This is a genomic window from Mycobacterium sp. NGS48 (assembly GCF_059812585.1).
The window spans coordinates 341455-355293 of record NZ_JCALCY010000004.1 but is presented as its reverse complement, the minus strand read 5'-3'; the positions used below and the strand labels follow the sequence as shown (position 1 = coordinate 355293).

Genomic DNA, 13839 nt, shown 5'->3' with positions numbered 1-13839 from the left:
TCGGGTCATTCCTGGGCGAGTACCTGCTCATCGGTCAGCGCAGCGACTTCGAGGTAGGCCCGCGCGATCACCGCGAGGCGATCTGGCGTACCGCGTTGAGCTTCACGCTGATTCAGCCGCTGCGCCAAGCCGGCAGCGGTTCGTGCGGCGAACAGGTCGGCAACCACTGCGTGATCGATGTCCAGCCAGTCGCGCAGCCGTGCGATCACGGTGGTGGCCAGCACCGAATCACCGCCCATCGCGAAGAAATCTTGTTGCACACCAACATTATCCGCGCCCAATACGTCAGCGACGATCATGGCAAGCGCCGCTTCGACGTCGTTACTCGCGGCGCTGTCTCGGGTGCCCGCGGCTTGCGGCTCGAGCAGTTTGTTTACGGCGCGACGGTCCAGTTTTCCGTTCGGTGTCAACGGAATCTGTTCCAAGACCACGATCCGCTTGGGCACCATGTAACTCGGCAACAAATCCGCGACAGCGGCGGCAACATCGTCAACGTCGACCGGGTCTCCGGCGACCGCGGCAACCAAAGTGGGCGCGTTGGCTCCGATCACAGCGGCGACGGCGTGACGCACGCCGGGCACCGCCCGCAACGCGCTCTCCACCTCGCCGAGTTCGACGCGGTAGCCGCGAATCTGCACCTGATCGTCAGCGCGGCCGAGGAACTCGATGGTGCCGTCCGGCCAGTATCTGGCCATGTCGCCGGTTCTATACCATCGGATGCCGTCGTATTCGACGAAACGCTCCGCTGTTCGCTGCGGGTCGTTACGGTAGCCCGCTGCGACGTTCGCGCCGCCCACCCACAGTTCCCCGGGCACCCAGTCGGGACAGTCGTCGCCCGTGAGAGAAACAACCCGGCACCGCACATTGCGTAGCGGCATGCCGAACGGCACCGTCGCGCAGTGCGATGGTGGTTCGCCGGTCACTTCGCAGATCGTGTGATGGATCGACGTCTCGGTCGCGCCGCCGAGGCCGGCGAACCGGCAGCCCGGCACCTGCCTGGCGAGTCGGCGGGCCAGATCAGCGCCGACCCAGTCACCGCCGAGGGTGACGGCCCGCAGCGAGTCGCCGAGTCGGTCGCCGCCAAGCTCCAAGATCATGTCCAGCATGCTGGGTACGCAGTTGAGGATCGAGACCCGGTGGTGGCGAAGCAACTCCACCCAGGTGGTGGCTGCGGCCCGTTGCTCGGAATCGACAGCAACCAGCGAGCCACCCGCCGACAACATGCCGAAGATGTCGTAGACCGACGCGTCGAATTCGAGCGCAGACAGCGCGAGTACCCGATCGACGCTGCCGACGTCGAACCACTCGTTGACGGCGTCGATCGTGTTCATCGCCCCGCTGTGGCGGACATCCACTCCCTTGGGTAAACCCGTCGAGCCGGAGGTGAAAATCACATAGGCGATTTCGTCGACGTCGGTGAAGACCGGCGCCGGCAATGGCGCGGGATGGTTGCGCGCGTCGTCGATGGACAGGCACGGAATCGACGCACCCATCTCGGCGCCCGCGCAGGTGAGTGCCGCGGCGACGTCAGCGGTCTGAAGAATCTTGGCGCGCCGTACCTCTGGCTGATCGAATCCGATCGGCAGATAGGCCGCCCCGGTCGCGAGTACCCCGAGCACCGCCAATATCTGGTCACGCCCTTTGGGAAGCTGAACAGCGACGGTGTCCCCCGGCCCCACACCGCAGGTATGCAGCGCCCCGGCAACGGCCAGTGAGCGTTCGGCGAGTTCGGCATAGCTCCATGCGCCCGCATCGTCGCCGACGCCCCATACCACGGCGGTCGCATCGGGTTTGGCCGCGGCGTTTTCGAAGAAGCCCTGGTGCAGGCACCGATTGCTCACCGGGCCGGCAGTCGCATTGACCGCTGCCCGGACTTGCGCCTGATCACTGGGCAACCGCGGTACTGCCTTTGCGTCCCAGCCTGCATCACTCTCGGTGAGCCGTTCGATGGCATCGGTGAACCTGGCGAACATGGTGTCGATCAGGCCCGGCGGAAAAGCCGACACGCGGACGTCCCAGTTGACCAGCAAACCACCACGCAGCTCGGTGATCTGGGCATCGAGTAACACCTGAGGACCCTGCGACACAATCCACACCGGGTCGCCGAAGGTCTCGATGACGTTGTCGGCGAACAGTTCACCGAGATCGAGGGCACTGGTGAAGACGACTGGGGCAAGCACCGGCTCGTCGCGGTGTCTGGCCAGATCTCGCAGCACATCGAGTCCCGAATACGCGCAGTGACTTGCGCTTTCATACATCCGGCGCTGGATTTCGCGGGCCCGGTTCGCTACCGAGACATTGTCGGAGACATCGACCTCGAGCATGACCGATGAGGTGAAGTCTCCGACCACCCGGTCGATGTCGGGATGGACGGCTTGGCGCTGAAACAGCGGAACATTCAGTAGGAATCTGCTCTGAGCGGTCCAGCCGCCGATGGCGTCGGCGAAGATGGCGGCCACCGCCATCGCCGGCGTGACCCCGCGCTGGTGGGCACCGACCATCAGTCGCTGCTTGGCGGCCGGTTCCAGCCAGTGTTCGTGGCGCACAGTGCGATGTGACGTCTTGTCGTCGCCACCGGTGAGGGTCGGAAGTTGCGGTGCGCCGGGCATGCCGGGTAGCCGTTGCTGCCACCATTGCCGGTCACCGTCGCGTGCGGCGCTGTCTGTGGTGTGCTCGGTGCGATACCGGCGGTAGCTGTAGCCGGGCGCCGTCAGCGTTGCGCCCCGGTACAGTTCGGCGAGCTCGGAAACCAGTACGCGATAGCTCATGGCATCACCGGCGAGCATGTCGACGTCCAGATGCAGCCGGCTGCGGTTCTCGTCGTACAACGTCAATGCGACGTCGAAGACTTGACCGTCTTCGATGGCCAAGCGCTGGTGAGTCTTACCGTCGCGCAACTCCGCCAACGTGGCTGCGGTGGCTTCGGGGGGCTGCCCACGCAGGTCCGCCACGGCGAACACCGGCCGACCGGGCCGGGGCATGGTTTGCTGGGTCCCGTCGGGCAGGAATCGGGTGTGAAGCATCGGGTGGATGGCGACGAGATCGGACACGGCCTGTTCCAGGCGTACCGGATCTACTGTCCCGCCGTCGAATTCGACGTAGAGGTGGGCGGCCACGCCGCCGAGTCGCTGGTCATCGGAGCGGCCGATCCAGTACGCGTGCTGCATGGCGGCCAGCGGGAATGGGGCATTTTCATCATCTGCGGTGACAACCGCGCCAACCACGACCGCCTCTGCGGCGCTTTCCGTCTCGTCCACACCGAGCAGAGCGTGCCAGGATTCCACTGTCGGGCTGGCGGCGAGTTGGGCGAAGGTGATGTCGGCGCCACGCTTGCGCCACCCTCCTGCCAGGGCCATCATCCGGATCGAGTTCAGGCCCAGCTGGATCAGGTCGTCGTCGTCGGCAATGTCTGCGGCCGGGCACTCGAGTTGGGCCGCAACGGTAGCCCTGATGTCGTCCCGGTGGATCCGCTCACCGTTGGGCAAACTCTGCCGCGGCGCCATGCCGGTCCCTTCTTTCCAAGCCCGCCGCGAGGGCCGCCACGCCGCGCTGCCAAAATTCTGCCAGCAGGTCGATGTCGGACATGGCGAACAGGGCATCGCTCCAGCGCAGGTTGGTGATCAATTGCGAACCGTTTTCGGTAGTGCCGACCAGGGTGCTGATGTTCAAGGCAAAACGCAGCGGCAGATCAGGTTCGGGGTCGATCGGCAGCGCAGTGATATACGGCTGGGTGAGTAGCGACCATGGCTGGTCGCTGACACCACCGAGGTCCAGGCGGCCCAGGTAGCCGAACTGGATCTGGGGTTCGGCCTGCACCTCGGGGATGCGCGCGACGTAACGGAGCAGACCGTAATCCAGGCCCTCGTTCGGGATCGCCTGCAACTGCGCTGCCACCGACTCGAATAACGCCGCGGCCGCATCGGGATCGTGCTCTGCCTGGTCGACGTCGACCGCGGCCGCACCCGCGCCGATGCGCACCGGGAACGCCGTGGTGAACCAGCCGACCGTGTTGGTGGTGTCAGTGTCCAGCACGGCATCTGCCCGACCATGCCCCTCCAGGGCGACAAGCGCCCCCGCACCGGGATCTTGCTGCCGTGTCCGCCGCCAACTCGCCACGGTCATAGCGGCTACGGCCAGCAGGAATTCGCGCATGCCTTCGGCCCTGACGAGTCTGGACAACACCTGCGCGGTGACATCAACCGGTGTGAGCACCGGCGTGACACGCAAAGTGGACCAGCTGTCACGAACGGGGTCCGGATGCCGCGACCCCAACGCGGGATCGACATCGTGCACCTGTGCGGCCCAATAGTCGCGCTGAGCCAACACCTCCGACGTCGCCGCCCGGTCCCACATCAGTTCCGACCAACGGCGATAAGAAGTGAACTCTGGCAGTGTCTTTGGGGTCACACCCGATTGCGTCATCCGCCATGCCTCAACGAGATCCCCCAGCATGATGTGCCACGAGACCACGTCTACCGCTAAGTGGTGGGCGGTGATGAGCAGTACCTGCTCCCGAGCGCCGGAGAGCCATACCGCCCGCACCATCGCACCCCTGTGGGGGTCGATTTCGTCATTGGCCTTGCGGGCGTAATGCGTGATGGCCGAACTGAATTCTTCATCGGTCGTGGCCGACAAGTCCGCGGTGGTCAGCACGTCGCCCGCCTGGACCGAGCCTGGCTCACGGGTGACCAGGCGTGGCCCGTCGGGGGTCTCATCGACGAACGATCGCAGTGTGTCGTGTCCGTCGAGCAACAACTGCAGCATCGACTCGATGGACGACGCGCCGATATCGTCGGGCAACCGAAGCAAAACTGTATGGGTGAAGCGGCGGTAGGCACCGTACTCGTAGAGCCAGGACACCATCGGCAGCGGCAGCACCTCACCGTATTCGCCGCCCTCGACAGGAGCTGCCGAGCTTGCCGTCTCATCGATGGCCGTTGCGAGTTGGCGGATTGTGGGGCAGGCGAACACCATTCGCGGACTTGCCATAAGGCCGCGCCGCTGAGCCTTGTGCACCAGCGAAATGGCCACAATGCTGTCCAGCCCGAGAGTGAAAAAGTCCTCGTCGACGTGTGGCGTCACGCCGTTGAACTGCTCTTCGAATACCTCGCACAGCAGCCGTTCGGTGTCGGTGGACGCCGACGCTGCACCGTCTTCGGCGACGTGGGCAAGGGCATCTTCGGCCAGCCGATCCAACGCATGGCCGTCCAGCTTGCCGTTGGCGTTCACCGGCAACTGAGGTACTGCGACGATCCGCGCCGGAACCATGTACAGGGGCAAACGCTGGGTGAGCGCGGTCCGCAGATGAACGGGGTCGCCCTCGGTATCGTTGTGCCACACAACGAATCCCACGAGCTGGGCGCTGCCGGAACGACGCAGTACTGACACCGCGGCGTCGTGCACCTCGGGCAGGCCACGCAGCGCCGCCTCGATCTCGCTGACTTCGACGCGGTAGCCACGGATCTTGACTTGGGTGTCGCCGCGACCCAGATAGCTGAGGCCGCCATGCGCGAGCCGGCGAACCACATCCCCGGTGCGGTACATGCGCCGGCCGGGCCGAAACGGGTCCGCCACGAACCGAGCCGCCGTCATCGCAGCCTTGCCGACGTAGCCGCGCGCTAGTTGGGCGCCGGACAGGTAGAGCTCACCGACGACCCCGTTGGGGACCATCCGCAGGCTCGAATCCAAGACGTAGCCGCATGTTCCGGCATTGGCGGTGCCGATCGCCGGTGTTCGGTATTCACCGACCGCTGCCACCACCGCTTCAACCGTAGTTTCGGTGGGGCCATAGCAGTTGTAGACCGCGGCCGATGGCAGCGCACGCAACTGGTCCCACAACGCGGTGTCGATGGCTTCGCCGCCCAGTGCCAGGACCGAAAGGCCGCAGTCCAGTAGCCCGGCGGCGCGAAGTTGAACAAGCATCGATGGCGTCGTATCGATCATGTCGATCCGGTGCGCGGCTATCCCGCGCACCAGCAGGTCAGCGTCGCGCACCTCCTCGGCGTCGAACAGGTGAAGCGCGTGACCGTCGAGCAGGCCGACCATCGGTTGCCACGACGCGTCGAAGCTGAACGACCAGGCGTGCGCGATCCGCAGCGGTCGGTTCAGCCGGGCGCGGGCCGGCCGGTAGACACGGTCGCGGTGGTCGGTAAAATAGCTGAGGAGCGCGGCGTTGGTGCCGACAACTCCTTTGGGTTCCCCGGTGGATCCGGACGTGAAGATGACGTACGCGGCGTGCCCGGGGTGCCGGCGTATCGACGGTGCGACGGCCGGGAGCCGCGAAATGCGCTCGGCCGCTGCGGCCTCGTCGAGAAGCAGCGCGGGCGACCCGGGTTCGAGCCGCTCGGCGTAGCCCAGTTCGGTGATCGCCAGTATCGGGTCGGCTTGGCGCAGCATCGACGCGATGCGCGCTGCCGGCAGGGTGATGTCTACCGGCAGATACGCGCCGCCGGCGGCCAGCACCGCCAGAATTGCGATGATGGAGCGGGGTGAGCGCGGCAGCACAAGTGCGACAACGGTTTCCGGTCCGACGCCGTGGGCGGCCAACTCCCCCGCCAACCGGCTCGCTTCGGCATGAAGTTCGGCATAGCTGTAACGCTCACCGCTTCCGGCGGTCAAGGCCGGCGCGTCAGGGGCAGCGGACACCTGCCGTTGGAAAACTTCCCAGACCGTTTCGACCGGTGCCGGTATCGACGATGCGGCGACGTCGGCGCATTCGATGCGCTCGGCCGGGGTGAGAACGTTCAGTACGTCCGGGCCTCCATCGCCGATATCGGGAAGTTGGCGCAACACGACAAGTACTCGCTCGGCGATTTCGGCGGCCGGAAGATGCGGGAGCCCAGCACGAATCGCCTCGACAACCACCACCAGAGCGTCGTCGTGCAGGTGCGACACCACGGTCAACGGATAGTGGGTCAGGCTTTCCATCTCCACCGGGGTAAAGCGGGTGCCGTCGGGCTCGGTGACCGTTGTGATGGCGTCCTCGATGGGCGCATTCTCGAAGAGAAATAGGCTGTCGAACAGGGGGCCCTGACCGCACTGGCGCTGCAGTTCCGAGAGGCTGAAGTAGCCGATGTCACGCATTGCCGACAATTCGCGCTGCAACCGGATGCATTGCTCGGCCACTGATGTCGTGTTGCGCAACTGATGTACCACCGGCACGGCGTTGATGAAAAGCCCGACCATGGTGTCCACCCCGGGCAAGTTCTCCGGGCGTCCGGAGACGATGGTGCCGAACACGACGTCGCGGCGGTCGGCGATTCTGCCGAGAACGACGGCCCAGGCGAACAGGACCGCGGTACCTAGCGTGATGCCGGAACTGCTGCTCCAGTGGCGCAGGCGCGCGGTATCGGCTGCGGACAGTAGCAGGGTTGCCTTCTCCGGCACCGCATCACCCGCGACGACGGTGCCGTCGGCCACCATGAGTGGCCCGGAGATCCCCGCGAGATACTCACACCAGGTGGTGAACGCGGCCGCCTTGTCCTGCTCGGCCAGCCAGACGATGTAGTCGCGATACGGGCGCGCGGCCGGTAGCGCCTCCAGCGATCCGCCGGCCCGGTAAACGGCGAGCATCTCGGTGAAGAACACCGCCAGCGCCCAACCGTCCACCAGAATGTGGTGGGCGGTGAAGATCATCCGCCGTCGTGACTCACCCGGCACCGTGAGCAAGACGACCCGCAGCGCCGGACCCCGGCTCAGGTCAAACCGCCGACGCCGCTCCGATCGCGCGATCGACTCGAATTCTGTTGGCAACGCGATACGTTCCGACCACGGCAATTCCGCCTCGACCGGCACGATCTGCACCGGCTTGGGCACGCCCCGATCCCAGAAGGCGGCCCGCAGGTTCGGGTGCCGAACCAACATGGCGGCGGCGCTGCGGCGCAGCAATGCTGCGTCAACCGGGCCGTCGATGTCGACCACGAACTGCATGCTGTACAGGTCGACGCCGTCCTCGGCCAGTCGGTACAAGGCGAACAAGCCCTCTTGCAGCGGGCTGAGGGCCAGCACGTCCTCGACCTGCGGCGGCGTGGTCGTCACGATTGCTCTTGCCACGCCGCCGTCAAGTCGGCCAACGCATCGGCGCTCAACCCGGACGTGCTCATCGGCGTGTATTCCCGCTCCTGCACTGGTTCGCAATGGGCCGCAGGCTGATCGGCGAGTGTGGCGGCGTCGACGGCGGCGGACAACTCGCCGATGGTCATGTATTCGAACACCATTGCCGGTGTCAGAGCCAGTCCCTGCGCCGTCGCCTTGGCCGACCACTTGATGGAAATGATGCTGTCGCCCCCGAGCGCAAAGAAGTTGTCGTCGCGGTCGACGCCGGTGATGTCGAGCAACTCCTCCAATAGTGTGATCAACAGCCGCTCGGTTTCCTCCGAGCCGCCGATGGCCGGTTGGGATGGACCGGTGGCGGCAGGGATCGGCGGAGCGAGCAGTTTCTCCAGAGCAGCCGCCGGCAGCAACTCCACGGTGGATACCGGACAATCCGGCGTCGTCGCAAAGGCTTCCAGCGCAGCTTTCAGCGCATCGGCTATGAGCCGAACGGTTTGCGGCTGGTAGAGATCAGCGTTCGCAACCACCCGTACATCGAGCTCCCCGTACGACGTCACCGTCAAGCCGATGTCCAGATCGAGTAGCGAGACGTCGAAATCCATCGGAAGCGCTACCACGGTGGTGTCCCCGGCGTCGGTCAGGTGGCGCGGAGTCAATGCCCAATCCTCGCCACGGAAATGAACCGCATTCTGGTACAGCGGGTTCCGGAATCGGGAGCGCACCGGTTTCACCGCTTCAACCAGGCGTTCGATGGGAACTTCCTGATGCGCGAACGCATCGAGCACCGTGTCGCGGCTGCGCGCGACCATCGCGCGAAGACTCGGGTTGTCGGATAGGTCGTTGCGCAGCACCACCATATTGGCGAAGAGACCGACCAGGTTGCTGGTGGCCGCTTCGACCCGCGACGCGACCGGGCTGCCCAGCGCGATGTCTGTGCCGCCGCCGAGCTTGTGCACCAGCACCGCGATCGCAGCCTGATACACCATGAACTCGGTAGCCCCGTTCTGCTCGGCGAGCCGGGTAAGAGCCGAACGCTGCGCTTCCGAAAGGGTGAACGTTAGTACCTCCCCCGGCTTTCCAAGGGTCGGTTGACGTTCCCGGTCGGACACTATCGCCATCTCGTCGGGCAAGCCGGCCAAGGTGTCGCGCCAATAGTCGATCTCGGTCTGTCCCCACTCACTCGGCGCATCGAATGCCTGCCGTTGCCACAGGGCGTAGTCCACGAACTGGATGGGCAAGGGTGTCCATTGCGGCGGCTGACCGCCCAGCCGAGCGCCGTAGGCAGTGACGAGGTCGTCGTAGATGACGCCCAGCGATGCGTGGTCGCTGACGATGTGGTGAATGATCACGAACAGCACGTGGGTATCTGGGTCGACCGTCACCAAGGTGGCCCGCAGCAGCGGCCCGGTCTCCGGTGACAGAACGTCGCGGCGCAGCTCGGCGATCACGTCGTCGACTTGCTCCGCTCCGACGTCGCGGACCGGTAATTCCAGCTGCACGGTGGGATGCACGAACTGGTAGGGAACCCCGTCGTGTTCGGCGAAATTCGTGCGCAGCGCATCGTGGCGGGCCACCACGTCATTGAGCGCCGCCGCCACTGCGGCGGTGTCGAGTGGACCGCTGAAGCGCAACGCGAACGGCATGTTGAAAGCCTCACGCGCGCCGTCCATCCGATATTGGAACCACGCGGCGAGCTGGGAGTAGGACAGCGGAATCCGCTGCGGGCGCGCCGATGCGACAAGCTCCGGGCGCCTCGAATGCGATGCCACCGGATCATCGAGCGTCTCCTCGAAATCCGCAGCGTCGAGGTCGATGTCGAACTCCGCACGGAACTGCTCCACCAGCCGAGCCGCCAGTCCGGCCGGCGTCGGGGTGTCGAAGACGGTGCGGACGACGAGTTCCACGCCGAATTCCGCGCGGATCTGCGCGACCAGCCGGGCCGCCAGCAGTGAGTGGCCACCCAATTCGAAGAACGAGTCTTCGGCGCTGACTCGCTCGCAGCCGAACAGTCGGGTGAAGATCGAGCAGATGCGACGCTCGGTGGCCGTGGCCGGCGCACGGTAGGCGCGCGCCGCAATCGGCGTCGGGGGCGGCAAGGCACGCTTGTCCAGCTTTCCGCTCACGGTCACCGGGATGTCCGGGATTAGCGCAAACGCGTTGGGCAGCATGTATTCCGGCAGCAGCTTCGCGGCGTGTGCACGCAGCTCGTCGAGGTTGAGCTGGACTCGTGGCACCACGTATGCGGCCAACGTCGGCCCCAGCTCGGTGTCGGTGACGAGAACGAGGCACTGTTGTACCGCCGGGTGGGACGCGATGGCGGATTCGACCTCGCCGGGTTCGATACGAAACCCGCGCACCTTGACCTGTTCGTCAGCCCGGCTGACGAACTCCAGCTCCCCGGCGATGTTGCGGCGGACCAGGTCGCCGGTTCGGTACAGCCGCATCCCGGGGTTGAAGGGGTCGGCGACGAACCGTTGGGCCGTTAGGCCCGCTCGCCCGAGGTAGCCGCGGGCGAGTTGAACACCACCGAGGTAAAGTTCGCCGACCACTTCGGCGGGCACCGGTTGCAACTCGCGGTCGAGTACGTAGGTGTAGACATTGCGGTTCGGCACGCCGATCGGTACCACTCCGGTTCCGTAGGACCGGTCTACCAGTTTGTGTGTGGAGCAGACCACCGCCTCGGTCGGGCCATAGTGGTTGCGCAGTTCGGCGTCGAAGTAGGTGGCGAACGTGTCGGCCACCTGCCCCGGCAGGGCTTCACCTCCGACTGGGACGTGACGCAACTGCCGCCATTGCGTGGCCTGCGGCAACAACAGGAGGGTGCCGAGCAGGGAGGGCACCATGTGCACGACCGTGATGCAGTGGCGGGCAATCAGATCGGCGATGTAATCGATGTCTCCGAAGGCGTCGGGCCGGGGCACGATCAGCCGGGCGCCAACCGACATCGTCATGAAGATCTCCGGCAGTGACGCATCGAAGCTCACCGACGACGACTGCAAGAGCCGGTCGTCGCCGGTCATGCTCCACTCGGCGATAAAGCCGGCGATGTGCTCCGCGATCGCGCGATGTGAGACCGCCACGCCTTTGGGCTGCCCAGTGGAGCCGGAAGTGTAGATGACATAAGCCACATGGTCGGGGTGCAGCGGGCAAACGCGCTCTGCGTCGGTAATCCTGGCGTCCGGCAACTGCGCAGCGGCCGTCTCGGCGGCGAGAAGCTGTTGCTGCCCGAGAACCATGCGGGGACGGCTGTCGGTGGTGAGGTACTCGATACGGTCACCCGGGTAGGCCGGATCAATAGGCAGATATGCCGCACCGGCTTTGAGGACGGCCAACGCCGCGACGATGAACTCGATCGATGCGCCCATCCGCAAGCCGACGATGTCTTCTGCGCCGACCCCCTTGCCAAGCAGCCAGCGCGCCAAGCGATTCGCGCGTCGATGCAGTTCGGCATAGCTCAGCTCGGCGTCGTCGGAAACCAATGCAACGGCGTCGGGCGCTGCAGCGGCAGCCGATTCGAGCATGGCGACCATCGTGGTGGCCGGCGTGGCGACGAGCTCGCCGTGCGATTGCGCCAGCACGGCAGCCCGCTCGCCCGGGCCGAGCATGTCCAGACTGGTGACGCGATGCGCCGGCTCGTTCAACGCGTTGTCCAGCAGTCGTAGGTAATGGGTCAGCATCTGATCGACGAGTGCGTCGGGCAGCACGTCGGCCTGATACTCGATCTCGGTCAACACGCCCTCTGGCTCGAGCACGACTGTCATGGCGAGCGGGACCGGTGCGGTGACCGCGCCGAGTTCGAGTTGTCGCACAACGACGTTGCCGAGCGCGAATCCGCCCGCACTTTTGCGCATGCTGAAGCCGAGTCGGACCAGATAATCCATCCCGTCGCGTCCCGCCGTCCGCTCTGGGTGTGCCTCGCTGACCACGCGGTCGATACCGACGGACTGGTGAGCGAAGCCGCCGAGACAGGTCTCGCGGACCGTGTCGACGAATGAGCCGAACGAATCACCTTGCGGCCCTGGATCGATCCGCAATAACAGCGTGTTTCCGAAATAGCCGATGGCACGCCGTGCGGCTGCGCGGCGGTCGGTAACCGGGACGGCGATCAGAAAGTCGGGGGCGCCGCTGTAACGCCGCACGAGCACACCGAATGCCGCCAGCAACACCGTGAACGGCGACGTCGAGTGTTGGCGGGCGAATGTTTCGACCCGCTCGAACAGGCCGGCCGGCACCGCCCGGCTTCGACGTTCGGCGCGACGCGACGGGTCGGCGACAGCAGGCCCAGGAAGCTCGAGCGGTTCCGGCAACGGCTGCAGCGAGTTTCGCCAGTACTCGACGTCATCCTCGCCGGGTTCGATTGCGTCCTCGAGCACCTCGACGGCGACGTACTGTGGCGGTGCGCTGCCGAGTTGGTGACCGTTGTAGGCAGCGCTCAATTCGTTGAAGAAAACATCCCAGCAGTCGTCGTCCCAACAAATGTGGTGCACGACGAGAAGCAGCACCGCCTCGTCCGGGCCGGTGTGTAGCAGAGTGACCCGCAGCGGGAGTTCGTTCGCGAGATCGAACGGCCTGCCGAACTCGGCTCGGGTCAGCGCTTCGATGCGCTCTTCCCGATCCGTTTCCGGAACGTCGGCAAGATCATTTGTGCCCCATGGGATCTCCACATCATCACGGAACTCCTGATACGGCTCGCCGTCGCCGTCTACCCGATAGGTGGTTCGCAGAACAGCATGGCGTGCAACGACTTCACGCAAGGCGGCTTGTAGGCCCGGCTCATCGAGCACGCCGGTCAATTGGTAGGCGACACAGATGTTCAGCGTGGAATCAGCGGCATCCATGGTCTGCAGAAACCACATCCGGCGCTGGCCGGTCGACAGCCGGTAGCGTTCGCCGGCGTGCAGACTTCGAAGCTCGCCCGTTTCGCGCGCCGCAACGCCGCTTTGGGCGATCCGGGTACGCAACAGCTCCCTGCGGCGTTCCTGGACGGTCTTGGCAGTGTCTGTCATGCCTCGTCTCACTTCTGACATTCAGTCCGCTGGGGCAGTTTCCGTCGTGACGCTCGGTCGAACGTGGCTCGGCGGCGGCCGGCTCCGGAAAGGAGGCATCGCCGCAGCACGGGCTTAGCATAGGCTATGCTAACTGGCCGGAACGCGGGGTGGTTCATCCATCCGTTCCAGCAGTGGGAAGGTACGGGGGTGAACAGGCTGGATCTGCAGCACCGCCGCATTGCCCTGGACCATCCGGGGTTCTCCGGGGAGTTTTCGCTGCGCCGGCTTGACCCGGCCCGCGACCTCGACGTGATGCATGCCTGGATGAACGATCCCGAGGTGGCCAGGTTTTGGCGGAAGCCTTGGCCCCGCGATCGGATCGGTTCATATCTGCGCCAGCAGGACGACAGTGCACATTCCACGCCATACCTGGGCGAACTCGACGGTGTCCCGATCAGCTACTGGGAGCTCTACCGCGCCGATCTTGATCCGCTGGCCGGCTACTACGACGCGCACGAGCACGACGCCGGCATTCACCTGCTGTTGGGGCCCGCTCAAAGTCGCGGTCATGGGCTCGCGGTGGATCTGCTGCGGGCCGTGTCCACCTGGATGCTGGATGCTGATCCCCGCGCAGAACGGGTCGTCGGCGAGCCGGACGTCAACAACCCACGGGTGATCCGGATATGCGAACGTGCGGGGTTTCGCCGCACCGTGGACATCGACCTGCCAAACAAGCGGGCTGCCCTGATGATCCGCGACCGCGAGCAGCAATAAGCGCGTTTGCGCCCCAGCCAACGGC

Annotated in this window: 4 protein-coding genes; 1 reads left to right on the top strand and 3 read right to left on the bottom strand. The window is 65.5% G+C overall.

Annotated features, from left to right (window positions below; translation table 11 throughout):
- Positions 1–5: 5 nt before the first annotated feature.
- The 3 genes from AC5Y42_RS10735 to AC5Y42_RS10725 are packed head-to-tail and all read right to left on the bottom strand — an operon-like array spanning position 6 to position 13058.
- Positions 6–3503, bottom strand: coding sequence for a non-ribosomal peptide synthetase (locus AC5Y42_RS10735; protein WP_499897963.1), 3498 nt, complete (start codon positions 3501–3503; stop codon positions 6–8).
- A complete protein-coding gene (locus tag AC5Y42_RS10730; RefSeq protein WP_499897962.1) occupies positions 3472–8037 on the bottom strand; it encodes an amino acid adenylation domain-containing protein in 4566 nt (1521 codons plus the stop codon). Before AC5Y42_RS10730 ends, AC5Y42_RS10735 begins: the two co-directional genes overlap by 32 nt.
- Positions 8034–13058 (bottom strand): amino acid adenylation domain-containing protein, encoded by a 5025-nt coding sequence (locus AC5Y42_RS10725; protein ID WP_499897961.1) that lies wholly within the window; start codon positions 13056–13058, stop codon positions 8034–8036. The genes AC5Y42_RS10730 and AC5Y42_RS10725 overlap by 4 nt, the downstream gene beginning before the upstream one ends.
- A 189-nt stretch (positions 13059–13247) precedes the next feature.
- Here AC5Y42_RS10725 and AC5Y42_RS10720 point away from each other — a divergent pair, with 189 nt between their 5' ends.
- Entirely contained in the window at positions 13248–13814 is a 567-nt protein-coding gene (locus AC5Y42_RS10720) for a GNAT family N-acetyltransferase (protein ID WP_499897959.1), read from the top strand.
- The last annotated feature ends 25 nt before the right edge of the window (positions 13815–13839 follow it).